This window comes from Sorangium sp. So ce321 (assembly GCF_051530195.1).
GTDB lineage: Bacteria > Myxococcota_A > Polyangia > Polyangiales > Polyangiaceae > Sorangium.
Window position 1 is genome coordinate 385741 of record NZ_CP150329.1, and the last position, 26276, is coordinate 412016.

General features: G+C 68.9%; 25 protein-coding genes and 1 pseudogene. 10 read left to right on the top strand and 16 right to left on the bottom strand.

The features are described from left to right. Window positions 1–69 precede the first annotated feature (69 nt). The 5 genes and pseudogenes from WME89_RS01505 to WME89_RS01525 form a co-directional block, all read right to left on the bottom strand. Window positions 70–1266, bottom strand: a complete 1197-nt coding sequence (locus tag WME89_RS01505) for an FAD-dependent monooxygenase (protein ID WP_438007505.1) — start codon at window positions 1264–1266, stop codon at window positions 70–72. A gap of 204 nt (window positions 1267–1470) precedes the next feature. Next, complete coding sequence (locus WME89_RS01510) at window positions 1471–2760, bottom strand: DUF1552 domain-containing protein (RefSeq protein ID WP_438007506.1); 1290 nt, start codon at window positions 2758–2760, stop codon at window positions 1471–1473. Window positions 2761–2831: 71 nt separating this feature from the next. Beyond that, window positions 2832–4589 carry a DUF1592 domain-containing protein gene (locus WME89_RS01515; protein ID WP_438007507.1) on the bottom strand — a complete coding sequence of 586 codons (1758 nt, stop codon included), beginning with the start codon at window positions 4587–4589 and terminating at the stop codon, window positions 2832–2834. Window positions 4590–5588: 999 nt separating this feature from the next. Beyond that, window positions 5589–5981 (bottom strand): annotated as a pseudogene (locus WME89_RS01520) (VOC family protein); the annotation flags it as partial. A 122-nt stretch (window positions 5982–6103) separates the two neighbouring features. Beyond that, window positions 6104–6682, bottom strand: coding sequence for a hypothetical protein (locus tag WME89_RS01525; protein WP_438007508.1), 579 nt, complete (start codon window positions 6680–6682; stop codon window positions 6104–6106). Between the two features lie 401 nt (window positions 6683–7083). On the opposite strand from WME89_RS01525, the gene WME89_RS01530 reads away from it, so the two are divergent. The 3 genes from WME89_RS01530 to WME89_RS01540 all read left to right on the top strand — a co-directional run bounded on the left by WME89_RS01530 (window position 7084) and on the right by WME89_RS01540 (window position 8617). Further along, window positions 7084–7620 carry a DUF417 family protein gene (locus WME89_RS01530; RefSeq protein ID WP_438007509.1) on the top strand — a complete coding sequence of 179 codons (537 nt, stop codon included), beginning with the start codon at window positions 7084–7086 and terminating at the stop codon, window positions 7618–7620. Between the two features lie 102 nt (window positions 7621–7722). After that, a complete protein-coding gene (locus WME89_RS01535; protein ID WP_438007510.1) occupies window positions 7723–8358 on the top strand; it encodes an RNA polymerase sigma factor in 636 nt (211 codons plus the stop codon). 19 nt (window positions 8359–8377) lie between these two features. Next, a complete protein-coding gene (locus WME89_RS01540) occupies window positions 8378–8617 on the top strand; it encodes a hypothetical protein (protein WP_438007511.1) in 240 nt (79 codons plus the stop codon). 451 nt (window positions 8618–9068) lie between these two features. Here the strand turns inward: WME89_RS01540 and WME89_RS01545 are convergent, their stop codons facing one another. From WME89_RS01545 to WME89_RS01555, 3 genes are all read right to left on the bottom strand, one after another. Then, a complete protein-coding gene (locus tag WME89_RS01545; protein ID WP_438007512.1) occupies window positions 9069–9302 on the bottom strand; it encodes a hypothetical protein in 234 nt (77 codons plus the stop codon). A gap of 448 nt (window positions 9303–9750) precedes the next feature. Next, complete coding sequence (locus WME89_RS01550; RefSeq protein ID WP_438007513.1) at window positions 9751–9909, bottom strand: hypothetical protein; 159 nt, start codon at window positions 9907–9909, stop codon at window positions 9751–9753. A 367-nt stretch (window positions 9910–10276) separates the two neighbouring features. After that, window positions 10277–10411: a hypothetical protein gene (locus WME89_RS01555; protein WP_438007514.1), complete on the bottom strand. Its 135-nt coding sequence runs from the start codon at window positions 10409–10411 to the stop codon at window positions 10277–10279. Between the two features lie 432 nt (window positions 10412–10843). Between WME89_RS01555 and WME89_RS01560 the strand changes: the two genes are divergently transcribed. Beyond that, on the top strand, window positions 10844–11260 hold the full coding sequence (locus WME89_RS01560; protein WP_438007515.1) for a peptidase inhibitor family I36 protein: 417 nt from the start codon (window positions 10844–10846) through the stop codon (window positions 11258–11260). Between the two features lie 8 nt (window positions 11261–11268). Here the strand turns inward: WME89_RS01560 and WME89_RS01565 are convergent, their stop codons facing one another. Next, window positions 11269–11628 carry a hypothetical protein gene (locus WME89_RS01565; protein ID WP_438007516.1) on the bottom strand — a complete coding sequence of 120 codons (360 nt, stop codon included), beginning with the start codon at window positions 11626–11628 and terminating at the stop codon, window positions 11269–11271. A gap of 29 nt (window positions 11629–11657) precedes the next feature. On the opposite strand from WME89_RS01565, the gene WME89_RS01570 reads away from it, so the two are divergent. After that, window positions 11658–12326, top strand: coding sequence for a hypothetical protein (locus WME89_RS01570; RefSeq protein ID WP_438007517.1), 669 nt, complete (start codon window positions 11658–11660; stop codon window positions 12324–12326). 29 nt (window positions 12327–12355) lie between these two features. On the opposite strand, the gene WME89_RS01575 is transcribed toward WME89_RS01570, so the two are convergent. Beyond that, window positions 12356–13555 carry a glycosyltransferase gene (locus WME89_RS01575; protein WP_438007518.1) on the bottom strand — a complete coding sequence of 400 codons (1200 nt, stop codon included), beginning with the start codon at window positions 13553–13555 and terminating at the stop codon, window positions 12356–12358. Between the two features lie 244 nt (window positions 13556–13799). After that, window positions 13800–14786: a LysR family transcriptional regulator gene (locus WME89_RS01580; protein WP_438007519.1), complete on the bottom strand. Its 987-nt coding sequence runs from the start codon at window positions 14784–14786 to the stop codon at window positions 13800–13802. Between the two features lie 118 nt (window positions 14787–14904). Between WME89_RS01580 and WME89_RS01585 the strand changes: the two genes are divergently transcribed. The 5 genes from WME89_RS01585 (at window position 14905) to WME89_RS01605 (ending at window position 19260) form a co-directional block, all read left to right on the top strand. Further along, the gene (locus tag WME89_RS01585; RefSeq protein ID WP_438007520.1) at window positions 14905–15693 is read left to right on the top strand and encodes an SDR family oxidoreductase; all 789 of its coding nucleotides are present in this window, start codon (window positions 14905–14907) and stop codon (window positions 15691–15693) included. A 107-nt stretch (window positions 15694–15800) separates the two neighbouring features. Beyond that, window positions 15801–16718: an alpha/beta fold hydrolase gene (locus WME89_RS01590; protein WP_438007521.1), complete on the top strand. Its 918-nt coding sequence runs from the start codon at window positions 15801–15803 to the stop codon at window positions 16716–16718. 341 nt (window positions 16719–17059) lie between these two features. Further along, window positions 17060–17725: a hypothetical protein gene (locus WME89_RS01595; RefSeq protein ID WP_438007522.1), complete on the top strand. Its 666-nt coding sequence runs from the start codon at window positions 17060–17062 to the stop codon at window positions 17723–17725. Window positions 17726–17780: 55 nt separating this feature from the next. After that, window positions 17781–17906 (top strand): hypothetical protein, encoded by a 126-nt coding sequence (locus tag WME89_RS01600; RefSeq protein ID WP_438007523.1) that lies wholly within the window; start codon window positions 17781–17783, stop codon window positions 17904–17906. A gap of 163 nt (window positions 17907–18069) precedes the next feature. Then, window positions 18070–19260, top strand: a complete 1191-nt coding sequence (locus WME89_RS01605) for a kelch repeat-containing protein (RefSeq protein ID WP_438007524.1) — start codon at window positions 18070–18072, stop codon at window positions 19258–19260. Between the two features lie 89 nt (window positions 19261–19349). Here WME89_RS01605 and WME89_RS01610 read toward each other — a convergent pair whose 3' ends face one another. The 5 genes from WME89_RS01610 to WME89_RS01630 form a co-directional block, all read right to left on the bottom strand. Continuing rightward, entirely contained in the window at window positions 19350–21980 is a 2631-nt protein-coding gene (locus tag WME89_RS01610) for a transglutaminase-like domain-containing protein (RefSeq protein ID WP_438007525.1), read from the bottom strand. A gap of 527 nt (window positions 21981–22507) precedes the next feature. Further along, entirely contained in the window at window positions 22508–23005 is a 498-nt protein-coding gene (locus WME89_RS01615; protein ID WP_438007526.1) for a hypothetical protein, read from the bottom strand. A 4-nt stretch (window positions 23006–23009) separates the two neighbouring features. After that, entirely contained in the window at window positions 23010–23525 is a 516-nt protein-coding gene (locus WME89_RS01620; protein WP_438007527.1) for a hypothetical protein, read from the bottom strand. A gap of 22 nt (window positions 23526–23547) precedes the next feature. Next, the gene (locus WME89_RS01625; protein ID WP_438007528.1) at window positions 23548–24270 is read right to left on the bottom strand and encodes a hypothetical protein; all 723 of its coding nucleotides are present in this window, start codon (window positions 24268–24270) and stop codon (window positions 23548–23550) included. A gap of 507 nt (window positions 24271–24777) precedes the next feature. Then, complete coding sequence (locus WME89_RS01630; protein WP_438007529.1) at window positions 24778–26151, bottom strand: serine hydrolase domain-containing protein; 1374 nt, start codon at window positions 26149–26151, stop codon at window positions 24778–24780. Window positions 26152–26276: the final 125 nt, after the last annotated feature.

Below are 26276 nucleotides of genomic sequence, written 5' to 3' on the forward strand. Positions count from 1 at the left end.
CGGCGAGGCGCGCCGGCGGCGGCGCGGACGGAGAACCTCCGGCGACGGCTGCCTGTGGGAATGCCGCTTTCAGCCCCCGCTCGAGTAATCGGGGAGCTCGATCTTGTCGGCCGCCGAAGAGCCGGGCCAGCCCTCGCGCGGCCGCACCAGGGGGCTGAACGCCAGCCGAAGGACCCCGTGGAGGATCGAAATGCCGAGCCTCGACTTCGGGTGCGCGATCCAGGGGACGCCTGGTGGGAGCTTCTGGGCCCGGTCGACATAGGGGCGCATGAGCTTCTCGTACGCGGCGAAGGCGTCTCGATGGTTGGCGTGTCGCGACAGCTCTCCCGCGAGCACGTAAGCGCCGACGAGAGAGAGGCTCGCGCCCATTCCGCTGACCGGTGACGGACAGTACGCAGCGTCCCCCACGAGCGCGGCGCGACCGTGTGACCAGCGAGGCGCCATGACCTGGCTGACCGCGTCGAAATAGACGTCCTCGGCGTCAGCCAGCCCCGCGAGCACCCGTGGCGTCTCCCAGCCGGCGCCGGCATAGACCCTCGCGAGGAGCGCCTTCTGCTCGGCGGAGCTCAACCTCTCGTGGCCGCGCGTGGGCGACAGGAACCACAGCGACGCCCGGGTGGTGCCCACATTGTCTGGACGCAGGAGTATCGAGCGGCTGCCGGGGGCGTTGTACCAGCGAGCCCAGGCGGTGTCGGATGCGCCGCGGGGGATCGTGAAGTAGCTGGCATAGAGGTCGAGCGGGCGAATCCTGGGCTCGTCGCCGACGATGAGCGTACGGGTTCGTGAGCGGATGCCGTCGGCAGCGACCACGAGGTCGACATCGCGCTCGGCGCCGTGCTCGAAGGAGACCGTCACCCGGTCGCCGTGGTCCCGGAGGCCCTTGATCTGGTCACCAAAAATATACTCCGTCGCACCCCGGGTGTGGTCGTAGAGGATCCTGGCGAGGTCACCGCGAAGGATCTCGAGCTCCTTGGTAAACGCGCCGGCGTCCGAGCTCCCCGCGGGGAGCTCGGCCCTGGTCACGTCGTGCTCGTCGACGAAGCGGAGCCCCTGCTCCCCCGTCGCGGCGGCCCGGATGTCGCCTTCGATGCCCATGCGGCGCACGACCTCCCGCGCCGCGCCCTGGACGTCGATGTTCTGCCCGCCGAGCCGGAGCGCGTCGGCGCGCTCCACGACGACGGGTCGGAACCCGTGGCGCGCAAGCCAGAAGGCGAGGGCGGGACCGGCGATGCTCGCGCCCGAGATCAAGACAGTCCGATGTTCCAATGACGATTCGCTCCCATCTCTTGCCCTCCGCGCGACGCGCGGTCGGCAACGATGTCCCCGGGTTTCATCGGGACGGCGAATATAGCACCGAGGACAGCCGGAGAGGCCAGATCCCGGCGAGCGGGGCGGCGCCGGCGGACGCGGGCCTCGCGGGGGGCGTGTCGCGAGGGCTACTGGGCGCAAACACCGGCCCAGCCCCCTTGCTCAGGTGAGCGGCAGGGCGCCCCCGGTGTTCAGGACGTCCTCGCCGAAGCTCGTCATGTCGTCGAAGCCCATGTAGTGGAAGCAGCTCACGAGCATGTCGGCGAAGGAGCGCCTGTGATCGAAGTCGACCAGCCGCCCGCGCCGGAAGTAGTCGTGCGCCTTGCCCGCGAAGACGACCAGGGCGTCCTCGATGCTGTGGGTGTCGCCCTGCCCGAGCTCGTTCCAGTGCACGACGAGCGTGTGATCCCAGAGCGTGCCGTCGCCGTCGCTCGTGTTCTTCAAGATCTCGTAGAGCTTGGTGTTCTGCTGCCAGAGGTGCTTGTTGATCTTGCGGATGTCGGCGAACGCGGCCTCGTCGCTGTTGTGCGAGATGTCGTGGTGCCCCTCGCTGAGGCCCAGGTTCGAGTAGACGCGGCCGCTGGTGTTGCCGCTCCAGTTGAAGTTCACCACGCGCGTCAGGTCGCAGGCGAACGCCAGGGCGCTGATCTTGAAGAACAGCTCGCCCATGATCACGTGGTTGTCGTCGTCGTAGGGGTCGAGCCGCTCGCCGAGCGGGGTCTGCACGCAGGCGGCCGAGCCGTTGCCGGTCTGGAGCGCGCGCTCGACGTCGCGGATCGACTCGAGGTGCTGCTGGATCTTGGCGCGGTCCTCGGCGCCGAGCCGGGTGACGAGGGAGTTGCCCTCCTCGCGCACGAGGTCGAGCGCCGACTGCTTCTTCGCCAGGCGCCTCAGCACCTCTCGCTGCGCGGCCTCGTTGTCCGGCGTGAAGGCGAAGATGCGGGCGTAGGCCGCGTACGGGTCGGTCTCGGGCGGGATCGGGTTCTGCTGGCCCGCTGGCCCCGCGTGGGCGTGCGTGTTCCAGATGTCGTTCCACTTGTCCCCGACGCGGAACACGAGGTGCCGGTGCGCGACGCTCTCGTCGGCTTCCAGCACGCGACCGCCGATCGCGTGGTCGGCGCTCGGCCCCTCCACGTAACCGATGGTGTTCTCGGCGCCGCCGATCGGGAACGACCCGGTGCCTGACGTCCACGGCGCGAGCGAGCTGCCGCCCTGCTGGTGGTTGTCGGCCCGCGCGTCCTCCGGCAGATCGTAGAAGCGCTTGTGCAGGTTGTTGAGGAAGACGAGATCCTCGCGGTAGGGCTCGAGCGGGGCGAGGAACTCGCCGAGCTGAAAGCTCGTCTCACCGCCGGCGCTGAAGCGCTTCGCCGTCTCGTCGCCGTTCGCCTGGAAGACGAACATGATCCGGCGCGGGGAGGGCGGCGTCTGGGCTCGCGCGCGGCTCGTCCGCATGGCATCGAGGAACGGGAGCGCGAGCGCAACTCCGGACGCGCCACGCAGGAAAGTACGGCGGCTCAGCGGTTTCATTGTCTCTCCGGGTTGATCACGGGGCGGTAGCGGAAGGCGTCGGTCTGCGTCAGCGCGACCACGAGCTCGGACAGGCTGTGGCCGCTCTCCTCGAACGCGACCGAGAGCGCCGCCATCGAGCAGCGATCGGCGTCGGTCCTGTCTCGGCCGTAGAAGAAGCGGAAGTTCTGCAGCACGTAGCAGGCGCGCGCCTCCTCGCTCTCTGCGAGGCGCTGGCCCAGCTCGGCGGCGTTCGCCACGGGGCCGTCGATGTCGCGCGTGTGCGAGATGCTGCTGGAGGTGTCGACCGGCCTGCCGTCCTCGTCCGTGGTGCGGAGGCGGCCCACGGCGTCGAACGACTCGAACACGACGCCGATGGGATCCATCAGCTGGTGGCACCCCGCGCAGCTCGCCTCGGTGCGGTGGCGCTCGAGGCGCTCGCGCTGCGAGAGCCCATCTCCCAGGCCCTCGAGATCGAGCTGCACGTTGTTGGGGGGAGCGGGGACGAGCCCGCAGAGGAGATCGGTGCGCACCTTGAGGCCGCGCCGGACGATCGAGGTGCGCGTCGCCTTGTCGCGCGTGAGCAGCATGCCCTGGGTCAGCACGCCCGAGCGGCCCGGCATGTCGACCCTCACGAAGTCGTCGCCGCTCACCCCGCCCACGCCGTAGTGCCGCGCGAGCGCGCCGTTCACGAAGCTGTAGTCGGCGGAGAGGAGCTCGCCGAACGAGCCGCTCGGGCTCGCGAACAAGCTCTTCACGAACGTGTGCGTCTCCTCCTGCAGCAGGGCGGGCAGGCCGGACACCACGTCCGTATACACCGCCGGATCGCGGGTCATGTTGCTCAGCAGGTCGGTGTCGAGCCACTGGTCGAAGTACTCGAACAGGCGATCGGCCCTTGGATCGGCCAGCATGCGCCGCACCTGGGCCTCGATCTGCTCCGGCGTGCCGAGCTCGTCCGCGGCCGCCGCGCGGGTGAGCTCCTCGTCCGGCTGCGACTGCCAGAGCAGGTACGAGAGCCGCGAGGCCATCTCGTACGGCGTGGGCTCGGTGACGTCCCCCGTGCTCTCCTGGCCGAGCTCGACGCGGTAGAGCACGTTCGGCGACTGCAGCATGCTGAAGACGACCCACTCGATGCCGTCCTCGAAGGTGTACCCGTCCGAGCCCGCGGTGAAGCGCTCCTCGTAGCTCTGGACCTCGGCCTCGGTGAGCGGCCGCCGGTACGCCCTGGCGCCGAAGGTGCGGATGAAGTCGCGCGCGCACTCGAGCTCACCGAGCGCCGCCGGATCGCAGGAGACAAGGCCCGGAGCGCGGGCCGCGACGGCGGCGATCTGCTCCGCGGCGTCGAGGTACTTCTGCGCGACGAGCGGGCCGACGGTCAAGAAGCTCGCGTTGTTGTGGAAGCCGAGCGACTCGGGCTCGTTCGGGAACGTGGCGACCGCCGTGTCGATGGCGGAGGCCACGCCCGCGACGCCGGAGAAGAGATCCTTCAGCGTGTTGGTGTATTCGTAGTTGCTGAGACGGCGGAGCGGCGCCGAGCCGGGCTGCGGCGTCTGGCAGAAGGCGGAGTCCAGCACGTCTTCGGGGGGCTCGGCGCTCTCATGCCCGTCCCCGCCGCTGCTCCCGGGGCCCACGCCGGGCTCCGTGGACTGCTGGCCAGGCCCGCCGATCTGGCCGTTGCAAGCCGCGACGAGCGCGAGCAAGAGCGGCGCAGCGTACCTGAGCTGTGAGCCGGGGCGCCCGAAGGGCCAGCGATGCGTGTGTTGCTCGGGGTTCACCGTCTCCTCCACGCCGCGCCCGAAGAAAGGCACGAGCTGGTGCGAGCGCCGACCACATGGGCCGGCGCCGACACGGGTTCACGACGCCGCGACTCGACAGCGCCGAGCTGAGAAACATATCAGAACCTGTCCAGTCCGGCACACGTCACGGACCGATCGCGAACACTTTTGTGCTCCAACGACGCACTCGCTCATCCAATTTATCTACCATCGCTGCGCTTTTTGAACCTCGACGGCAATCGCGCGCGGCGCCGGACACCATCCCATTAGTAAGCTGTTTTAACTAACACTGTTTCACGTCTCGCCGCGCGCGGGACTTGGCCTGAATGCGGCGGCTCGGGCTCGGGTTGTGAGGAGGAGCCTCGCGGGGGCACAGAGAAGACAGAGTTTTCCAGGGGCGGTCGACAGGGCGAGGGGTCATTCCGCGCCGACAGCGCCGCGCCTCGAAGGCTGAGCGGAGGGCCAGCGTGGCTGTACGTCCGCCGAGGTACGCCGTCGTCAGCGCGTACCACGCGAAGAAGCCCTGGTGGTCGGCGAGCGCGCAGCTGGTGCCCGCGACGTCGGAGAGGGGTAGCGGCGCTCGCGGCGCGTGCCGGGCGCTCACCTGCGCGCCAGGAGCCGATAGCTCGTGGCAATGGACACGGCGAGCCTGACAAGCTCCTGTTGCTGCTCCGTCAAGCCGTCGAGCGAGAATGTGACGACCTCCGTCCCCACCTCGAGCGCCAAGCGGATCGTCATGGGGCCGTCACCGAGAGGGTACTCGTACCAGCGGCCCTCTTCGGAATCGGTGGCGGCGACTCCTGATCTCACAGCGTCCCAGTCGGCGCCGTCGAAATCATACCCTATGATTCTACCTACGATCTCGAGCCATGGCCGAAGATTCTGCTCGAATATCCAATCATTCATCCCGGGTCCTGCCTGTCCGACGATCAGGGCTCCAGCTGCGGGCACGCTGCCGACCGGGGCGAGGCTGCGTGCCCCGCAAGCGGCGAAGAGCTCCATCCCTTCGTAGGGCTCCTCGCGGCAGGAAGCGAGGCGCGTCCGGAGGTCGCCGACGTGGATCTCGAGCTTGTGTCCGTCCGGGTCCTCGAAGTAGAGCGACGCGCCCTCGGAGCGGTTCTCTTTCCAGATCCGGGCTCCGCTCAGGCGAATGGCCTCTCCCAGGGAGGCGAAGCCCTGTGCATCGACCGAGAAGGCGAGGTGCGAGTCGTCGACCTGCCGGGCGGCGCGCGCGTCCAGCTCCAGGCAGAGCCAGAGCGTCCCCAGCTCCAGATACGCGCCCCTGGCCCACCGCGCTCGCCGCCTTCCGCCGAGCACCTGGACGTAGAAATGCACGGCGCGGTCGAGGTCTCGAACCGCGAGGGTCACGTGGTTGATGCCGCCGATCGCCATGACTCCGGCAGCATAGACGACGATGGGCTCGTTCGGGGGGGCCGGCTGGACGCCCCGGGGGGGACGGCGCGACGCCCGAAGCGGGTCCCCGCTGCCCTGAGAGGACGCGCGCGCCGCGCGGCTCAGCCCGGGTGCTGCTGCAGGCGGCGCAGGTGGTGCTCTTCGCCGTTCAAGGTCAGCACCGCCATGAACCCGGCGCGCGCGAGCTCCTTCTCGAACCTGAACTCGTGCGTTCCCGGGGTGACGGAGGTGTCGACGATGCGCGCGACCTCCGGCTCCAGGGCGGAGCCGGGGTAGCTGTAGATCTCGAGGCGCAGCGCGCAGGCGCGCTCGATCGTCGCGCGCGCGACGGCCGCGTCGTCGCCCTCCGTCACCGAGAAGGCGCTCCCGAACTCTCCCTCGACGGAAGATCGCCTGAGCGCCCAGGCGATCTGCTGGCCGGCGATCGGGGCGTACACGTCGAGCACCATCACGTCCTTGTTCTGCTCCTTGAAGCGCGCGTGGAGGCGCGCCCGGGTGGCGGCGTCCACGCCGCCGCCGAGGGTGATGAGATCGAAGTCGCCGGCGTGGAACTCCGCGTCCGGCGACGCGCTCAGCGTGCCGACAGCCGAGTGTCCCTGCGCGTTCAGCGCTGCCACGCCCCGCTCGAGGACATCGGCCCTCCTGCCGATGACCAGGATCCTCTTCGCTCTCGATGCCATGCTGTCTCCTCTCTCGCGACCTGCCGCCGCGCTCTACTGGAACGCTTTCACGTGGCGTTCGAGCCAGTCAACGTGCAGCAGCGCCTCCTGCATGCTGGACTGCACGCCAACGTATTGGAATAAATCTGCCGGTTTGTTGCACGCGCCGCGCGCTTCGTGCGCGGGCCGGTCGAGGGGCGCAGCGTCCCCGGGCGCCGGCCGGACATGGCCGAAGGGCGCCGCGAGACCGAGCGGACGGCCGCGACGTAGGCGTTGCGCGCCCGGGCGACGCGCAGGTACGTGCAGGGCAGATCCGGCCCCGAAAAATCCCGCTGCTTCACTTCGAGGGTAAGAGCCGAGGACCTGGCGGCGTCTCATGGACGCGGCGTGGATGCCGCTTTCAACCCGTCGAGGAGGTCAGCATGAACGTTCTACAATCCACGGCCGCAGCGCCGCTGCTGCGAGCTCTCGGTTCCGGGCGACGAACGGCGATCGACGCGTGGCTCGACCGCGCGGCGCTGGTGACGCTGCGGTACGGGCTCATCCTGATCCTGCTGTTTTACGGCGCCTTCAAGTTCACGGAGGCCGAGGCCCGCGCCATCGAACCCTTGATCGCGCCGAGCCCGCTGCTCGGCTGGACCTATGCGTTCATGGGTGTGCGAGGGGTCTCCACCATGATAGGTGTGACTGAACTCCTGATCGCGGCGTTGATCGCGCTGCGCCCATGGTCGGCCAGGGCCTGCGCGATCGGCAGTCTGGCGGCGGTGCCGACATTTGTCGTGACGTTGAGCTTTCTGTTCACCACGCCGGGCATCTGGGTGGCCGTGCCGGGCTTTGCGCTGCGCGTGCCGAACGAGCTCGGCGCCTTCGTGCTCAAGGATGTGTTCTTGCTCGGCGCAGCCCTGCTCAGCGCTGCCGAAGCCTTCGCCGCGTCTCGGCCGGCACGCGTTGCATCCTGAATGCCGGCGGCGAGCCACCCGAGCCGACGGGGCGCACGAGCCACGTCAGGCGAAAAGGCGAAAGGCTCGGTCGCGATCGGCTAGACTCACCCCGGAGAGCGCATGACCGCCATCGAAAGAACTGACGCCGCGTGGCTGCTCGAGCTGCGGGAGCCAGGGCCGAAGGGTGCGCTGGCCCAGCGCGACCTGCGCGAGCTCATCGTGCGGGCGCTGCATCGGGGGCTCGCGCGGCGGCCGGAGGCCAGCGCTCTCATCGAGGACCTTGCGCAGGAGAGCATGTTGCGCATCCTGGCCAAGCTCGATTCCTTCCGAGAGGAGAGCCGCTTTTCGACCTGGGCCATCGCGATCGCCTTGCGGGTCTCCTTCAGCGCCTTGCGGCGCCGGCGCTGGCGGGACGTGCCGCTCGACGCGCTCACCGCCGGGTCCCCGACCGAAGCTCCCGGCGCGTCCGGCACGTCAGGGCCCTTCGAAGACAGCTCCGCGACGCCGGAGCAGGCGATCGCGAGGCGTGAGATCTTGGCGCTGCTGCAGCGCTGCGTGGCAGAGACGCTCACCGAGCGGCAGCGTCAGGTCGTGCTGGCCGAGCTGCGGGGGATGCCGCAGGAAGAGATCGCGGCCCAGCTCGGGAGCAATCGCAATGCCATTTACAAACTGTGCCACGACGCACGCCGTAGCCTGCAACGAGCGCTCGAGCAGGCGGGCTACTCCGCGGAGACCGTGCGTTGGGCTTTCGAATGATCCGTCGAGGGAGAGTCTCATGGTCTTGAAGCCGTCAGATCTGAGAATGCTCGTGCAGGCCACGCTCGCCACGCGCGAGCAGGAGATCGGCTGCGACACATGTCTCGAACGGGTCGCCGCCTATGCCGAGGTGCATCTGGCGGGGCTGCCCACGCCCGAAGCGCTGCGCCTGGTCGAGGAGCACCTGGCGATCTGCGGCGAGTGCCAGGAAGAGTTCGCGGCCCTCGCCGCGGCGCTCGATGCGGGCGCCGCCCGCTGAGCGGGGATGACCAGTCCAGCGGGACGGGCGGCCGGGCGGCGCGAGCTTCGCGAGCGTGCGGCGTTCGCGAGCGCGGCCAATGGGCGAGCGCTCGGCCAGCGCGGAGAGGGGCTCGGAGAAGCTATGGACAGTGCTCATTGCCAGGTAATCGTCTGGAACGGAGCCCCCACCACGCTCCTGGTTCCCACGTTCTGGATGCCCACGGGCGGTTCGGTCGTGCGAGGCGGCTGCTCAGGTCGTTGTGGTAGGTCGACTCGAGTGTCGCCGGGCGGGGACAGGTGTCAACCCCGTCTGGATCCGACCGGATCCTCTCCGCGGCTGGAGCAGCGCCGGACCTCGCCTCGCGGAGCTGTCGGTGGGGGCGGGCGCAGCCGCTCCGGGAGAGCGCGCCGCGGCGACGCCGCCGCAGGGATGCTCGCGGCCACCTCGATCCCGTGCGCCGTGGCGCGACCTACTCTCTCCCGGTCGTGTCGTCTCTCATTTTCTCCAGCAGCAGGCCCGTACCGCGCGCGACGAGCACCAGGAAGAGCACTGGAGGGAACGGCACACAGAGCCCTATCCCGATCAAGATCATGAAGCTCACCTTGAGCAGCGCGCCTGCGAGCACGAGCAGCAGACCGACCGCCGCGAGCTGGAAGAACAGCCTGAGCCACCATCCCGCAGAAAATAGACCATCTCCCGGCATACGGACTCCTTGCGCTCAAGGGGAAGGCCTCTCCGACCTACTCGGCCTGTCGAGCCTACCCGGGTTGCCACCGGCCCGGGGTTGATCCAGCGATGGTTGCCATCCCCATCCAGGTCGTCCACCGGCGAGCACGCTTTCGTCCGATCCAGCAGGGCACCTGGTCAGCGCGAGCTGGCCAGGCCCCAGGTCCCGGCGGCTGGGCCCTGAGAGCTCGCGATGGCAACGTTTGCCCCCCACGGCTGGCAATCTTTGCCATGAGGGCAACGCTTGCCATGCAGATGCCGGCCCAGGCCGCGAGAGCGGCCGCGGGCCAGCGCAAAGCGCGGCGCGCTCGGTGCGGCGCCGGGTCAGGTCCCCCCGAGAGCCAACCCGGGTCAGGTCGAGACCAGGTCGAGACCACTGCCTCCAGGTGTGCCCGTCGCGGCGTCGGCGTGCCTCCGCGCGCGGCTCATCCAGAGGAGCCCACGGCCTCGCCCGCGCTGGCCGGCGAGGCAGCGGCACGAGGCTTCCCGGGGTCGAGCGACTCCTTCGAGCCGCCCTCGGAGTAGGCACCCAGCGCCCAGCAGTGGAGGAGAGCGAAGATCCCCAGGAAGACGTATTCTTTCACGCTCGCTCCTCGGTGACTTGCCGTCCGCGGGCCGAAGCCCGCGGGCGGCATCGGCAGCTGGAATTTTACCTTGCTGGCGGAGCTCGTGGGCAACCCGGGTTTGCGCGCTGCAGGAAGGACACGGCTCATCGGAGATCACCCTTTTCAACCTGAATGTGGAGCGCGCCGTGATCCTTCGGGAAATCGTGCGCAGCCGGTCGGCCGCTCTCGGTGGAAAACGCTGCGCGAGCAAGGAGCGTGGCGCGTGAAGCGCAGGCGGTGCGGTCCTTGTCGGTGCTCCTCGGAGTCGTTTGAATCCGGACAGGCCGACCTTGAATCTCGTGATTGCAGGAGGCGTGCCGACACCGCTTCGCTCTCCGAGGGCGTGTCAGGTGGCCAGGCTGCTTCCCCGTCCCTCGGCCACCGCGTCGATCCAGACGACGGCGCGATCGTGGAGCGGATGCGCCCGGTGCCCCCAGGCGACGAGCACGCTCGTACCGAGGCCGAGCGCGCAGAGGAACATCGCTTGATGATACTACTTGCCAAGTGCGAGCTGGCGCATGTCATTCATTACCTCTCGGGACCGCGGACCTTCACCCGCCACGCTGCATGGACCGCCGCGTCGCGTGGCGGTCGCCTCGATGGGTCTCGCCGAGGAGCGAACGCCTCAGAACGCCGCTCGCGTCCAGGAGCGCGCCGGGGCGTGCCGACCTCGCTCGCGAGCGTGTGCCTGGCGTGACGCCCATGCAACGAGCTCAAGGCAGGCGCCACAGGAACTTCCTGTCGATGAAGCCGCCATCCGGGAGGATGAAAGTTTTCCAGGGACATGCGAGCCCGCGTGCTGTTTCATGTTAAATCATGTTAATAACAGCCGAAGGCCGGGATGCGTGAATAGCCTCCGGTGCTAGGTGCCTCCGCAGTACCTGCCCATGGGTGGGCAGGAGGAGGAAACCACATGCACTTGCTCCAGCACGCTCAGAAGCTCCGTCGTTTCACTCCGTCCCGCTCCGTGGGCCTGCGTGCCCTGGTGGGCGTCGGCCTCCTCGCGGGGGCAGGCCTGCTGCTTCCCGAGGTGGCCTCGGCGCAGGAGGACCCCATTCCCTGCCCGTTCGACAACGTCCTCTGCCTCTTCGAGGAGGAGGGCTACGGCGGGGAAATCTTCAACGTCCGGGCGCTGAACCCGCAGGTGGGCACGTGCGTCAACCTTCCGGAGCACGGCTGGGAGGGAAGGGCACACTCTGCTTACAACACCAACGGCGTCGGCGCCGCGATCTTCCAGAACGAGAACTGCATCGGCTACCCGTACCCCGTCTTCGGGGAGAGCGGCCTGAGCCCGCTGCCGTTCGTTCCCAAGAGCGTCTACGTCTTCTGACGCGATGATCAGGCGTCAGGCGATGGGCATCTCGGCCATCGCCTGACGTGCCCGACGGCACGTCTTGGATCGATCTCGCTCGAGAGGAAGTTGACCTCCACGAGCGTGTCCAGACCGTCGAGCACGCCGACGTCGTTGACGCGCGCGGTAGGGCTCGTCGCCTGTCCGCCGAAGACCTCGAGCCAGACCTCGACGTCATGGCACCCTCCGGAGAGATCGTCGATGGTGAGGCCGCGCTCCAGGCCCGGCGCTGTCGGGAAGCCCAGCGCTGTCGCGTCGATGCGCGAAGGGTCGGCAAGCGCTATACCATGAGCAGGCGCGCTGCCAGGCGCAGGCGCCGGCCCCCGGGCCGCCGGGTGGCACCGCAATTGCTCCTGTGAACCCCATGGAGATGAACGTGCCGGTCCTCGATAACTTGTCCCCCGGAGCCACCGCGCATGCGCCGCAGCGCAGCAGGCTCGCCGTTCTGGCCGCGCTCGTCGCGTTCGCGCTCTTCGGCGCGACCGGGTGCGCGGCGGAAGTCCATACCAGGGCCGCCGCCCCTGCGACCGTGACGTACCAGGAGGTCGCGGTCTACGAGGAGCCAGTCGTTCACGTCGCAGCGGCGCCGGTCTACGTCGAGACCTACCCGCGCGTGTACTACCGCGGGACCTACGTCTACTACGTGGACGGCCGCTGGTACTATCCATCGCGCCACGGCTGGGTCTACTACCGCGACGAGCCGCGTGCGCTGGTCCACTACCGCGTCGACTTCGACCAGCGTCGAGCCCATCACCACGTGCAGCGCGGTCACGTGCACCACGACCACGTGCAGCGCGGTCACGTGCACCACGACCACGTGCGCCGCGACCACGTGCAGCGCGACCACGTGCGCCGCGCGCCCGCGGCCCGGCCGGCGACCCCGGCTCGGCCTGCGGTCACCGTCAGGGCAGGGGCGACGGTGAAGGCGGGCGCGACGGTCAGGGCGGGGGCGGCGGCGAGGCCGGCGACCCCGGCGAAGCCGGCGAAGAAGCGTCGCGCGGAGCATCGGCGACACCACGTCGAGGAGAGGCGCCACGAGCGCTGACCGCTGCCGCGCGCCCGGCGCACCCGAGGCTACGCGGCGACCTGCTCGATGAGGTCGGCGGCGACGGCCGGGCCGTCCACCGCCACGGTGCTGGCGATCGCTGTCGCGCGAGCAGCGACTCCCTGGTCGAGGGCGCCCTTCAATGCGGCGAGGAGGGGCTCCGCGCTCAGCGCTCCACGAGCCACGGACGTCCCGATCCCGAGCGCCCGGACGCGCGCGGCCCAGTAGGGCTGATCGGAGAACATCGGGACGATCACCTGCGGGATGCCCGCGCGCGCCGCGGTCGTGATCGTCCCCGCCCCGCCGTGGTGCACCACGGCCGCGACCCTCGGGAACAGCGCCTGATGGTTGACGTCGCCGATCGCGATGCAGTCGGGCGCGTCGTCGACCCTGCCGAGCTCGGCCCACCCCTGCGACAGGACGACGCGGCGCCCCGCCGCCCGCACGGCCTCGATGACGGTGCGGCCGGTCTGCTGGTCCGCAGGCATGCTGCCAAAGCCGACGTAGACGGGCGGCTCGCCGGCGGCGAGGAAGGCTTCCAGCTCGGGTACGAGCGGCGTCTGGTCGGGAAGGAGCCAGGCTCCCGTCTGCGTGACCCGCAGGCCGGGCGTCGCCGGCGGCGGCCCGAGGACCGGATCCGCCGCGAGCCACGCGTCCTCGCCCAGGATGTGGCGGAGGACATCGCCCACCGGACCGAGGCCCAGTCGCTCCCGATTGTCGTTGAGCCGCTCGAGGAGGCGCTCGTTCCAGCTCTGCGATTCGCCCTGCCAGCGCCGTAGGTTGGACTCCGGGTCGCCCCCGGGCTCCCCGCTGGGCGCATGATCCGGCGACGGCAGGGCCACCGGCGCGTACACGGCGACCATGGACGGGATGCGCAGCCGCTCCGCGATGGACCGTGCGGCGTACTGGTGTGCTCCGCCGGCCACGATCACGTCGCACCCCTCGGCGGCCGACGCGGTGGCGTCGAACTGGTCTCTCGCGAGGTGCGCGACCAGCGCGCGGATCTGCTCCGGCGTCGGCGTGGAGGCCTGCGCAGCGGCGGCCCCGCTGGGTTGACGCATCGCGATTCCGATCGGGGTCGCCGTGAAGCCCAGTCCGCCTACCCAGTCGATGAAGTTCGGCGGAACGCACAACCTCGCGTCGTGCCCCCGACGCCGCATCTCGACGGCCAGGGCCACTACAGGTTGCACGTCACCGCGCGTCCCCACTGCTGTCAGCAATGCCCGCATCGTCTCTCCCTTCCACCACGCGCGCCGCGTGGATGACGGAGGCGACGATGGCACCGCCGATGCGTTTTTTCATCGTATCAACGCCCGAGTTCCGATATACATGCTGGAGCGGGAGGCGGGGCGAGGGCGCCCATACCACGCATCATCCGTTCAGCCCGAGACGGCCGGGGGGCCGGCATCCTGAACCAGCCTCTCCACGGCCGGACCTCCACGCACAGCCAGCCTGCAGGCGAGCGACGCTCTTTCACCGCGTGCGCCTCACCGCGCCGGAGCGGGTGAGCGGCTTTACGCTCTTCCCCTCCAGCGATCCGACGACGTTCGCCACGACGCCGCGGACGAACCGCCCCGCCGGATCGTCGTCGGCGGCGCGCGACCACAAGAGCTCGAGCCTCGCGCCCTCGAGGGAGAACGGCACGGGGACCGCATGCAGATGCGACCGCGCCCGGATGAGATGGCCAGCGAGCAAGGATGGCACCGTGGCCACGAGGGAAGAGCCCTCGACGAGGTCGGCGACGTGGCCGAACGAGTGCACGGAGACGCGGACTGTCCTGGCTTTGCCGAGAGCGTCTTCCACGATGCCTCGCGTGTCGCCGGCGTACGAGACGACGACATGCTCGCGGGCGAAGTACGCGCGCTCGGTGAGCGGGCGTGGGAGCCTGGTGAACCGCGCGTCGTACAGGCAAACAAACGCCCTCGGCCCGCTCTGGTGGGCGGTGAGAGGCTGGCGGAGGATGGATTTCGGCAGCTCGTCCGCCACGGTGACGGCGAAGTCGATCTTGCTCGAGAGCAGGCTCTCCTCGACGGTCCGGAACTGCACGGGCAGCACGATGAACTGCATGCGCGGGGCCTCGGCGCGGAGCTGGGCCACCAGCTTCGGGAGGATCACGGACTCGAGCCCGTCGGCGAGCCCGAACCGGATCGTGGCGGTCGAGAGCCTCGGATCGAAGCGCGGCGCCTCCGTCGCGGCGGCGATGAGCGGCTGAAGGTGCGCGCGCGCCGCCGCGAGCAGCTCGGCGCCGCGCGTCGTCAGCGCGACGCCGCGACCTTGACGGGTGATGAGCTCGGCGCCGACGAAGGTCGCGAGCCTCCGCATCGAGGCGCTCACGGCGGGCTGGGTGACGTAGAGGCGCGAGGCAGCGCGCGTGAGGCTCCCTTCCTCCGCGACCACCACGAACACGCGGAGCAGGTTCAGATCGAGATCGCGACCATAACCCTCGTTTATGTTCCCCATCAGGACTATCCATTAGCATTTCTGTCTGCGCCACCGTACTCCTTTCCGTGGATCGCGGCGCCGGCGGAGGCGTCGAACGAGTGAACGCTCCTTCGGAGCTCGAAACAGGGGTCCAACGATGAAACTCCAGGGCAACACCATCCTCATCACCGGCGGAAGCGGCGGCATCGGCCTCGAGCTCGCGTCGCGGCTCCTCTCTCTCGGCAACACGGTCATCGTCACAGGCCGTGATCAGGGCGCGCTCGACGCCGCGCGGCGGAGGCTGTCTGGGCTCCGGACCATCCAGAGCGACGTGCGAGACCCGCAGGCGATCGCGGCCCTCCACGAGCGCGTGATGACGGACTTCCCCGCGATGAACGTCCTCGTCAACAACGCAGGGATCATGCGCAAGATCAACCTGCAGACCTTCGGCGCTGATCTCCAGGGCATCACGGAGGAGATCGAGATCAACCTGAGCGGCTCGATCCGGATGGTGATGCAGTTTCTCCCGCACCTCAAGGCCCAGGCCCACGCGGCGATCATCAACGTGTCGTCGGGGCTCGCCTTCAACCCCTACCCGATCGCCCCGATCTACGGCGCCACGAAGGCGGGGATCCACTCGTTCACGCAGTCGCTGCGCGTCCAGCTCAAGCAGACGAACGTCAAGGTCTTCGAGCTGGCGCCTCCGGCGGTGGACACGCCCCTGAACCACACGTTCGCCGAGGCGCTCCGGGGCGCGCCGCTCATGAGCGTCACGAAGCTCGTCGATGAGGCCGTGAAGGGGCTCGAGAGAGACCGCCCGGAGATCCGCGTCGGCTTCGCGAACGTCTCGAAGCTCCTGAGCCGCGTCGCGCCGGGCTTCATCCTGAAGCAGCTCAGCAAGCCGGTGGATCAGATGCTCGCGCAGATGAAGCAACTGAGCAGCTAGAGACCCATGGATAGACGCCACGCGGGGGTAGGCGGGATGAGGAGCCCTTGCCCCCGCTGCGCAAGCCCGTCGGACGTCGTGCCGCGCGGGGCGGGAAGGAGCACGCCATGATGACGGAAGCACGAAGCGGTCGAGAGGGCCACCCTTCGACCTCGATAGAACCCTACGCGGTGGGCGCCGTGACCTCCAGGGACGGCACCACGATCGGCTACCGCCAGATCGGACGAGGCCCCGGCGTCGTCCTGGTGCAAGGAGCGATGGGGACCACCGCCAACTTCGACCAGCTCGCGAGGGCCCTGGCCAGAGGCTTCACGGTCTACCTCCCTGACCGGCGGGGGCGAGGCATGAGCCCGCGAGCGTACGACGCTGCGCACTCCATCGAGAGAGAGGTCGAGGATCTCGAGGTCCTCCTCTCGCGAAGCGGCGCAGAGCTCGTGTTCGGGCTCAGCTCGGGAGCGATCATCACGCTCGAGGCCACGCGCGCCTTGCCTTCCATCCGCAAGGCGGCAGTCTACGAGCCCCCGTTTTACCTCGAGGGAGTCCCGCTCGATCTGATCGCTCGCTTCAACGACGAGATCCGCCGCGGGGACCTGGCGTCGGCGCTCGTCACCGTCAACGACATCGTGCACCTCGCCCCGGGGCTCCTCGCCGCGGTACCCCGCCCGCTGCTCCGGCTGGCGACGAGCGGGTTTCTCCGCCTGGACGGGAGGAGGGGCTCAGGGCAGTACGCGCCGGTGCGCGAGCTGCTCCCGGCGATGCGCTTCGATTTCAAGATGGTCGTCGACAGGGGGGAAAGTATCGCGTCGTTCAAGGCCGTCGACGCCGAGATCCTGCTGCTCGGAGGCACGAAGAGCCCGAGGTACCTGAAGAACGCCCTCGATGCCCTGGAGACGATCCTCCCCAAGGTCCAGCGGACGGAGCTCGAAGGCGTCGGTCACGAGGCTCCGTGGAACGCCGATCGGGGAGGGAGCCCCGAGGTCGTCGCGCACTCGCTGCGCAGGTTTTTCAGGGAAGATCGCGCCTGAGCGCGCGTCCGCGAGAGACCGCGCTCGCGAGCTATGTGCGGCGTCGCCTGTCTGAGTACAGGGGGACAGAGGCAGCTCGGCTTGCCCGCTTCCGGGTCACGCTCGCGTCCGCCGCCGGCCTCGGAACCGCTGACGAGCGCGGAGGACCGTCGCCCTTCAGAGCGGTCGCTCATCTCGCCGGCATCCCCGGCGGCGTCGAATAGCGCGTGTTCTGGCGCAAAAGGCGGGAGTCATCCTTCTGTCAGGACATGTGGCGCCATCGCCTCACTCGGAGCTCCGAGTGAACATGGCCTTATGCCTGGGACACCCGGATACAGGCTCAGGTGCCAGAAAAATAATAGATGATCATCGTGCGAGATTCCGACTTACGTGGTCGGGTGGGGTATACTTCACGCATGGTCATGCAAAGTACACGCTGGTTGGTAACGGGATTTCTTGGGATGATGCTGGCCTTGCCCGCATGCTCCAACGACAAGTCCGGAGGCACAGGTGAAGGCGGCCGCGGGGAGGGGTCAGAGGGCTTCTCGATCACCGGACCGATCTCCGGGGATGCGGTTTCGGAGGAAGCCGGGGTGATCGTCATCTGGGTGGTGAGCTCAGGTGACCCCGACTACTTCTTCAATCTAGGCGAGGGGAGCGTCTCGGGCGCGACGTTCACCGTCGGCTTCGGTTCGACGCCACCGCGCGCTGCGATCAACAGCCATGGCGTTGGCGTCGGCTTCGTCGCGCTCCTTGAGCCGGGCACCGAGGTGCCCGACGGCGAGTTCGACCCCGATCGGTTCAAGACAGCGGTGCTCGCCGCGAGCCCGCAACACGCGATCATCTGGCGCGACGCCTCCAAGCCGGGCCTGAGCTGGTCCGGGAGCTTCCCGGACGGGTACGGCTGCGGCAAGTGCGTCGCCGCGACGGATGGCGGGTTCGACTCCTTCGAGCCGGTCGACTGCGCGGAAGTGGAGGTCCAGGCCACCTCGGACATGGATTCGCTCGCGTTCTGCGGCTGGACCTGACATCGCGCCCTGCTCTCCAGCGCCGGGCGATTGCCCGAACGGCGGCGGCACGCTCATGCAATCGGGCACGCTCGAGATCCTCGCGACCCGTAGCGTCGAGGTGCGGTTCCGCCTGACCGTCGACGAACGGTCCATGGTCGGCAATCCGAGCGGAGAGTACACCGCGCCGCGCTGCCCGTGACGCCGCTGCGACGACGACGTGCGTCCGCGCGCCGATCGCGCTGCCTCTTCGGCAGTGCCTGCGTGCCGTTCGGGCACGTCCAGCATGTTTCCGACGGTGCTCTCATGCATGCTGGCGCGCCGCGCCCCGTCGAGCGTCCATGCGTAACGACCGTTCTCGTTTGTTGGCATTATCCGTTCTCCTCGCCGCGTGCGGCAGCTCCCCGGCGGATACCTCGGCGGAGGCCAGCGGCGGCGCCGCCGGCGCCGGGGGGAGCTCGAGCGTCGGCGGCACCGGCGGGACCGGCGGGACCGGCGGGACCGGCGAGACCGGCGGGACCGGCGGCACCGGCGGCACCGGCGGCACCGGCGGTGCCCCTCCGGCGGAGGATCTCGCCTGGAAGAAACAAGACGCGGCCGGCCCGTCCGCCCGGACCGCCTCCGCGATGGCGTACGACGAGAAGCGCAAGGTGGTCGTCCTCTTCGGAGGCCTCGAGTGCGCAAACTTCCCTGATTGCACGATAGAAAACGATCTCGAGGATCTGTGGGAGTGGGATGGCTCCACGTGGACGCAAATAGCCGAGGCCGGCGTATGGCCTGGTCCCCGCAGCGGCCACGCCATGGCGTACGATCCCCTGCGAGGACAGGTGATCCTCCACGGTGGAGGCGCCATGATGGGCTGGGACGGCTCCACCTGGGAGGAGATCATTGCATACTGCAATTTCGGTTGCCCCGCCGGCCGAAAAGACCACGCGCTCGCGTTCCACAAAGGCCGAGGCCACCTCGTTGCCTTCTCCGGGGTCGGCACCGCCCTCAACGACGTCTCCATCTCCGTGCGAGCCGATTCCTACGAGCTGATCGACGATTTCTGGCACCACATCGACAGCGCCGAGCACCCCGACGGCCGCGTGGGCTCGCAGCTCGTCTACGATCCCGTTCGTGACGTCATGTGGCTCTTCGGTGGTTCGTCCGAATATTCCGCCGGGTTCGACGGGTATCCCAACGACGTATGGATGCTCGACGACAGCGGGTGGCATCAGGCGAACGCGGGCGGCTCGCCAGGTGACACGCTACCCTGGGGTCGACGACAGGCCATCTTCGCCTGGCATCCTGCGATCCAGAAGGCAGTCCTGTTCGGCGGATTCAGCTATCCCGCCACGCAGACGGTGGGCCAGCTCAACACTCCGGAAGCCTTGTCCGTCTGGACGTGGGACGGTGACGCCTGGCAAAACCGGCCGGACTGGTTCTTGAAAGACGCTTTCCGCAGCGACCAGGCAGCCGCTCATGACCCGGGCACGGGCGGGATCGTGCAGTTTGGCGGCGAGAATTTCGTCGAGACCCCCACCGCAGACACGCACCTGTTCGGCCCGCCCTGAGCGCTGGCGCCCTCGCCCCGCCCGAGCGAGGGGGGCAAGCCACCCTCCCGCCAGGGCGCGTCGCCATGGCGGGAGGGGTCTCGGCAGGATCAGTACTGGAGATCCAGGATGTACTGGACGGAGTCTCCCAGCTTGAGCCTGTCGTCCGGGTTGGGGTAGGCGTCATCCGGCTGGCCATGGTCGTGGAAGACGACCACGTACGACTCCCCCTCGGGAAGGGGATAGGTCGTCGCCCGATCCGCGCAACGCACCGGCACGGAGGCGGCCCACCTGGGCGCCACGCCGGGCTCGCTCTCGACGGGCGGGCCGTTGGGATCGACGTAGGGCCCCACGCAGAGCACGGGCTGCAGCGTGTTCCCGCCGCCCGGCGCCGTCCTGACGGAGACCGCCCTTGCCCCCGTGGTCGCCTTGCTGATGCGATAGACGTCCTTCTCGCCGCGCCCGAGGAAGCCCGTGACGCCGCTCTGCGTCAGCCAGAAGTCCGGTCCAGACTCGTACTGGGCCTGCAGGGACAGGACGTCGTCAGCGCCTATATCGTCCGTGGGGCCCAGCGGATCCCAGGTGACGGTGTTCGTCGTCGTGCCGAGAGGCTTGTACCCCGAGAGCACGAACGTCGCCTTGCCGTACTGCGCCTGCGGCGCGATCCCCTCCGAGTAGCGCTCCCAGAGATACTGATACGGGGTGCTGCCGGAGGCATCCGGATTGGTCGCATCGAACACGTACCAGGGACTCGTGTCGCTGTTCGGGCTCGAGCTGCTGTTCTGCTGCTTGCCGCCGTGATGGGGCACGCCCGGGGTGTACGCCTCCGTGAAGAAATGGTTCCCCCAGCCGCCGAGGAAGCCCTCGCTGGAGACGACCCGGGAAAGGACACCCGCGCTGCGGGCGATGGCCGCCAGGACCGGAGCGTAGTCGTAGCACTGGGCGCCCATCACGTCGTCGTCCCAGCCGAGCTGCGTGCCCGGCTTCCCGTACTGGAGCGATTCAGCGGGATCCAGGCCATCGCTCAGGAAGATGGACGACACATCGCCCAGGTTGGTCGGCTGAGTGTACCGGTACCGCTGCGTGACCAGGCGATACAGCCGGCGCATCGTCTCGAGCTCGCTCGTGGTCCCCTGCGCTGCCGCCACGGCGTGATCCAGGAACGAGAACTTCGACTCGTCCGTCGTCCGGCGGAACGCCGCGGTGAGCTTCGGGTACACGGAGTACGGCGGCGACCACTCGTAGAGCACCGTGAAGTGGTCACGGATGTTGTCCTGATCGCTGCCGTACCCGCCGTTCAGGTTGACGCCGTCCTCGTCCTCGTCGTAGCCGTACGTCTCGAGCTCTGCCTTGGAGATGGCGCCGCTGGCGACGAGCGGATAGGGGTTGTGGATCACGTAGAACACGACGTCCTGACCGATCCGGGCGCCCGACGGGGCGAAGGCGCGCACCAGGTAGCGTCCGATGGGCGCGTCGCCCGGCACGGTGATCCGCCAGTGCTCGCGGCTCCGGCTGGAGAACGCGCCGCTCGTGAAGATCCCTCCCTGGTAGTCGCCCTCGGCTGGCAGAGACTTCCCCCAGGACACCTCGGCGCCCGTGGCGTTCGAGATGACCCGCAGCGTCGCGTTCTGCGTGGTGCCGTTCAGGCTCGAGTCCTCGACGGCCACCGAGAACGTCGTGCCGCGGCGGACGGGCGGCGGGCGGACCCCGTTCACGACGGTGGCGCCCTGCGCGAACGCGACACCCTCGCTCCAGGCGTCATAGTCGCCCGTGCGCATCGCGCCCTGGTAGAGGAACTGGACCCGGTCCCAGCTCGTCTTGGTGCCCGCCGGCGCGAAGCTCTTCTCGCTGACGCCGAACCAGAACTTGGCAGGGTTGTAGGCGCTCGCGGCCAGCGAGAACTCGAGCGTGTGCTCCGCCGCGTTCAGCTGCCCGAGCGGGAAGTTGTAGCGGCCCTGATCGAACCCGCGGCGGTAGAGCAGGTTGCCGTTCAGCTTCACGCTGTCGGCATAGGCGAACTGGCTGGGATCGGTGTTCCGGTAGGCGCCTCCCTTGAGGAACACCTGGGACGCCGAGCTGTCCACGGCGACCTTGGCGCGGACCTGCACGGCGGCGCTCGCTGGGTCGACCCACACGATCTTCAGGGAGTTCCCGGAGACGTCCGTGGCCTTGAAGCTCTGAGTGCGGCCCGCGTTCGGGGCGACGTAGCTGAACTCGAAGCGATACCAGCCCTGGCGTGAGGTGGAGAGCTCGTATACCTGCTGGCCGCTGCTGTTCCACAGCGTCTGCTGGGTCTGGTCCGGCTCTCCCGGGCGCGAGGTGACCTTGACGGACTCGAACCTGTGGCTCGTGTCCACCTGTCCCGTCGATGTCTTCGCGGCGAGCTCGAACCGGATCCTCTCTCCGTTCGCGTCGGGTTGATAGACGTGGACGACCTGCGAGAAGGTCCCCGAGCCGGAGAACGTCTCCTCGACAGATTTCATGTAGACCCTGCCAGGGACCTCCAGGGCCCGGAGGGGCGCCAGGGTCTTCTGGAGAGCTTCGTCCGGGATGGTGGGGATGCTCGTGAGCTCCTGAGCAGACGTCTCGACCGGGGTCTCGAGCGCGAGCTCGTCGTCGGAGCACCCGACGACCGGGCCGAGGGCCCCGAGGAGCAAGAGGGCCAGCGCGTCGCCGTGGCGGGCGGCGCGCCGGGCGCGACGAGACGTGACGTGCGTCGACGAGATGCTGTTGTCCAACATACTGCCTTTCTCGGAGTTGCTGGGCCCCACGCGCGCGCGGAGGGCGGGCGTACGGCGTGAGAGGCCCATCGCGCGAGCCAGCCCGCCCGCGGGCACGCGGCGCCCAGCGTGGATTCGACGGACATGTGGATCATTGTAAATAGATTTTCCAAATCGAATGCTGCATGTCCGTCATGCACCCTGTGCATCTCGTCACCTCGACGTCGCGCGGGCGTGAGCGCCGCGGCGCTGGCGTGCGGTCCGCCGCGCTCTCGCGCGCTCGGAGACGTGCGAGACCGCCCGCGCCGTCCTCCGGTGCGGAGCCCTCACGCTCCTGCCTCGGTCTCCTTGACACGACGGGGTGGGCGTCGGATTCGCTACCTCATCGCGAGGCGCGGGGGGCGGCACGAAGGGGGCGCGCGACGCACCTTCCTGCTGCGGAAGCCCAGGTCGTCAGGCCTGTGAGTGCTTGGTCCGGCGGGTCCCGGCGCGAGAGCAGCTGCGGTCACCTGCCGCTGCCTCGCGCGGCGAGGCGGCCGCCCCGACGCTCATTCGTAGTCGCTGCGCAGCGCCTCGTAGAACGCGTCGCTCAGGAGGTAATCTGCCCACCAAGGCTCGACCGGCGTCGCGCCCCGGCGCTGCTGGAAGAGCACCAGATCGTCCAGCTCGCCGTCGTACCAGCCCCACAGGAACCGGGCACGCAGCACGTCCACGTTCCGCTGGCGGAGCTCGGCCACCGCTTCCTCGAGCGACTCGTCGTCGAACTCGTCGACCAGCGCCTCTGCCTCGTCGATGATCTCGCCGAGGTAGGCCAGCCCCTTCTTGGTGAGCTCGAACCGCGCCTTGCGGCGGTTGACCTCGACGAGATCCGCGTTCACGAGCTCCTGCAGGACATCCTGCAGCGGGCTCAGCTCGGACGGCAGCACGAGGGGCATCTCCATGCCACCGTCGGCGGGCTTCAGGTCCATCTTCTTCAGCACGTAGATGCCGGCATAGACCAGCTTCTGCTCGCGCGACACGATCGGCTGCTTGCGTCCGTCGAACATCGTCTCACTCCGCGATGCGCCAGGCCTCCGCCTCGAGGCGGATGTGCCGGCGACCGTCTGCGTCGGTGTCGAGCCACGCGTCGACGTCGCCGTCGGCGTAGTACACGGGGGTGCGCCCCGCCGCCTCCGGCCGCCGGATGCGCGCGGCGTGGGGGTTGCACATGGCGAGCACGATGGCGCGCTCGCCGGAGAACGCGGCCGGCAGCCAGCGCTCGAGGAACGCCGACAGGAGCACGGTCACCGAGTAGTCCTTGGCGACCTCCTCGACGAAGAACTCGAGCTCCACGTCGTCGGGCAGCACCTCCGGCTCCTCCGCGGCGTGCACCGCCACGACGAGCGCGTCGGTCACCCGGAGCGGCTCCCGAGCCGCGCGGCCGTCCAGCAACAGGTCGGCCACCCGGCACCAGCCGAACTGCGTGGACTCCACGTCCGGCTCGTCGCGGTGCTGCTCGAGGTTGAGCAGCTCCAGCGGGGGACGGCAGCGGAACGGGAGCTCGGAGATGCTTCGCAGGGGCTGCATCGCGGCGGGCGGCGGCGCGCAGCTACGCGACGAGGCGCTCGGGCCTGCGGCCGCGTTCGCCGCGGTGGACGCCGAAGCGCGAGCCGGCGCCGGACCTGCCGCTCCCGAAGCGGCTGCCGCCGGCGTTGTTGTAGCGCCGCCCGGTCTGCGACGACTTGCTGTTGTTGACGCTGGACGGGTTCGACGCGCGGTACGAGTCGCGGTGGGATCGCAGATCCGTCGCGCGGTTGGGCGGCGTGGTGTACGGCTGCGTGTACACCGGCATGTAGTTCGGGCGCAGCGCCGACGACACCATGGCGCCGAGGAGCATGCCCGACGCCAGGCCCATCACCGGCGAGTGGTAATACCCGAAGGCGCCGTACCCGGCCGTCTGCATCTGCGCGGCGCCTTCGCCCGAGACGTCACGGCGGATCGTGAACACCTTCTCGGGGTCCTGCACGCCGCCGTCGCCGTTCTTGTCGAAGAACCCGGTGACGACCTGCGTCTTGGCGTCCAGGTCCTGCACGGCCACGCTGATGACCTCGCTCCCCTGGTAGATCTCGTTGACACGCCGCTCGAAGTCCTCGGGCCCCTCGGCCGTCTTGTAGGCTTCGTTGACCTTGTCGAAGTCGAGCTCGACGGTGGTGTTCTCGGTGGTCGCCCACCGGTCCTTGGACGGTCCGCCGTTGCCGGTGTTGTCGCAGCCGACGGTCGCGACGGCGAGGGCTGTCAAGAGCACGACGGGCAGGGTGGTCTTCGTCATCATCTGGATGTTCTTGTCTGGGGCCGTGGGAGGGCTCTGTCAAGCAGGCGCTGAGCCCGGCGCCGGGAGCCCGAGGTCGCCCCCAGGGGAACGTAACCACGAGAACACGCGAAGTGAGGGGCGTCGCGCAGGATCCTGGAGGGGCGCGGCGCGTCAGCGCACGGACATGGCCGTCCTCCCTTCGTCCTCGCCCGTGACCACCCGGCGGGGACCCGACGCGGACCCGCGAGGACGAAAGCGATGACCCTGGAGCTGTGCCACCGCGGCTGGCCAGCTCCCAGCGGAGCAGCGGCAGCAGAAGCATCGCCCCGGCCAGCGCGATCGCGGTGCGCCGCGCTTCCCCGAAGCGGATCGGGCCAGCGCTTCAGCGGCACGGCGCAAAGCGCCCAGGCGATCGCGGCGGCAAGCATGAACCGCAGGACCTGGGCGATGGGATGGTGGCGGGCCGCGGGCCGTGGGCCGCACGTCGACCGTAGCGCCCGGATCATCCCGTTGTTCGTGGGCAATACCTCACCGAACGAGCGACTGATACACGAGGACCTGGAACTGCTCGCGCAGGGTGATGTCGACGTTCGGGTAGCGCTGCACGAGCAGGACCGCGACCAGCCTCTCGGCCGGGTCGACCCAGAAGGAGCTCCCGTAAATGCTGCCCCAAGCGTATCTCCCACGAGAGCCGAGGATCTTCGACGCAGCGAGGTCGGTGACAATCGCGAACCCGAGACCGAAGTCGATGCCCTGTCCCTCTCCCGTCGCGTCGCGCGGCAAGTCCGACGTATGGCTTATCGTCATGATCTCCACGGTCTTCGGGCTCAGCAGCCGCACGCCGTCGAGCTCGCCGCGGTTCAGCAGCATCTGAAGGAAGCGACCGTAGTCCCCCGCTGTGGACACCAGCCCGGCCCCACCGGAGAAGTACCTCTTCGGCGTGCGGTAGTACGCCTCTGGCGAGAAGACGAGAAGACCGAACGCTTCAGGGTCCTTCATCGGTCGGATCCCCGCTCCCTCGACGTATGCGTACGCCGTCGTCATGCGATGCCACTCGTCGTCAGGGACCGCGAACCCCGTGTCCTTCATCTGGAGCGGTCGGAAGATCCTCTCCTGGAAGAATACATCGAGAGATTGCCCGGAGACGACCTCGATGACGCGGCCCAGCACGTCCGCGGAGAGACCGTAGCGGAACTCGGCCCCGGGCTGGCTCGCGAGCGGCATCTTCGACAGCTTCTCTACGTTTTCGGCAAGCGTCCCCTCGGTCCAGGATAATCCGTCCGACACGCCTGCCTTCCGGTATGCGTCCCCGACCGGCCCGGCGTCCATGAATCCATAGGTGATACCCGAGCGATGCGTGAGGAGGTCCGCGATCGTGATTTCACGTGCAGCCGGGACCGGCTGTGGCGTCTGGCCCTCTTCGCCCGGAGCGCTGGGTACAACCTGCATATGCCTGAACGAGGGCAGGTGCTTCGAGAGAGGGTCGGTCAACAGGAGACGGCCCTCCTCGTGGAGGATCATCACCCCGACGCTGGTGATCGCCTTGCTCATCGAGGCGATCCGGAAGATGCTGTTCGTACGCATCGGAGCGCGTCGGTCCCGATCCTGCGCACCATAGGCACCGAAATCGACGATTTTCCCGTCCCGCGCCAGGAGCGTGACAGCGCCGGCGATCTCGCCGCGGTCCACGTAGCCTTGCATCACCGAGTGCAGGCGCTCGAGCCGCTCGCGCGAAACCCCGAGCTCGGATGCAGAGGGAGGGTCGATCCCGCCCCGTGACGGCGCCGTGGCGCACGCTCCGAGCAGGATGCTGGTCGAGAGTAGCCAGCCGAGCGCGAGGCGCGTTTGACCACCGCGCCGCTGCCGGGTGGTGCTCCGAATCGAGGCCTTCATGGAATCCATACTTGGTCCTCAGCTGGTTGCAGGCTCACACCTGCCGTGATCGTTCGGAGTGAGATCCTTCCATCGAGGAGCACGGCCCCGGCGCGATCGTGCCCCTGTCGCTGCTTACCCTGGCGCCGCGCCGC

What these genes read in the sequence shown, in the direction of transcription:
- WME89_RS01510 (WP_438007506.1), bottom strand. Translation starts at nt 2,760, where the DNA reads ATGCGGACGAGCCGCGCGCGAGCCCAGACGCCGCCCTCCCCGCGCCGG.
- WME89_RS01525 (WP_438007508.1), bottom strand. Translation starts at nt 6,682, where the DNA reads ATGGCATCGAGAGCGAAGAGGATCCTGGTCATCGGCAGGAGGGCCGAT.
- WME89_RS01530 (WP_438007509.1), top strand. Translation starts at nt 7,084, where the DNA reads ATGAACGTTCTACAATCCACGGCCGCAGCGCCGCTGCTGCGAGCTCTC.
- WME89_RS01535 (WP_438007510.1), top strand. Translation starts at nt 7,723, where the DNA reads ATGACCGCCATCGAAAGAACTGACGCCGCGTGGCTGCTCGAGCTGCGG.
- WME89_RS01540 (WP_438007511.1), top strand. Translation starts at nt 8,378, where the DNA reads ATGGTCTTGAAGCCGTCAGATCTGAGAATGCTCGTGCAGGCCACGCTC.
- WME89_RS01545 (WP_438007512.1), bottom strand. Translation starts at nt 9,302, where the DNA reads ATGCCGGGAGATGGTCTATTTTCTGCGGGATGGTGGCTCAGGCTGTTC.
- WME89_RS01555 (WP_438007514.1), bottom strand. Translation starts at nt 10,411, where the DNA reads ATGTTCCTCTGCGCGCTCGGCCTCGGTACGAGCGTGCTCGTCGCCTGG.
- WME89_RS01560 (WP_438007515.1), top strand. Translation starts at nt 10,844, where the DNA reads ATGCACTTGCTCCAGCACGCTCAGAAGCTCCGTCGTTTCACTCCGTCC.
- WME89_RS01575 (WP_438007518.1), bottom strand. Translation starts at nt 13,555, where the DNA reads ATGCGGGCATTGCTGACAGCAGTGGGGACGCGCGGTGACGTGCAACCT.
- WME89_RS01580 (WP_438007519.1), bottom strand. Translation starts at nt 14,786, where the DNA reads ATGGGGAACATAAACGAGGGTTATGGTCGCGATCTCGATCTGAACCTG.
- WME89_RS01585 (WP_438007520.1), top strand. Translation starts at nt 14,905, where the DNA reads ATGAAACTCCAGGGCAACACCATCCTCATCACCGGCGGAAGCGGCGGC.
- WME89_RS01590 (WP_438007521.1), top strand. Translation starts at nt 15,801, where the DNA reads ATGATGACGGAAGCACGAAGCGGTCGAGAGGGCCACCCTTCGACCTCG.
- WME89_RS01595 (WP_438007522.1), top strand. Translation starts at nt 17,060, where the DNA reads ATGATCATCGTGCGAGATTCCGACTTACGTGGTCGGGTGGGGTATACT.
- WME89_RS01600 (WP_438007523.1), top strand. Translation starts at nt 17,781, where the DNA reads ATGCAATCGGGCACGCTCGAGATCCTCGCGACCCGTAGCGTCGAGGTG.
- WME89_RS01610 (WP_438007525.1), bottom strand. Translation starts at nt 21,980, where the DNA reads ATGTTGGACAACAGCATCTCGTCGACGCACGTCACGTCTCGTCGCGCC.
- WME89_RS01615 (WP_438007526.1), bottom strand. Translation starts at nt 23,005, where the DNA reads ATGTTCGACGGACGCAAGCAGCCGATCGTGTCGCGCGAGCAGAAGCTG.
- WME89_RS01620 (WP_438007527.1), bottom strand. Translation starts at nt 23,525, where the DNA reads ATGCAGCCCCTGCGAAGCATCTCCGAGCTCCCGTTCCGCTGCCGTCCC.
- WME89_RS01625 (WP_438007528.1), bottom strand. Translation starts at nt 24,270, where the DNA reads ATGATGACGAAGACCACCCTGCCCGTCGTGCTCTTGACAGCCCTCGCC.
- WME89_RS01630 (WP_438007529.1), bottom strand. Translation starts at nt 26,151, where the DNA reads ATGGATTCCATGAAGGCCTCGATTCGGAGCACCACCCGGCAGCGGCGC.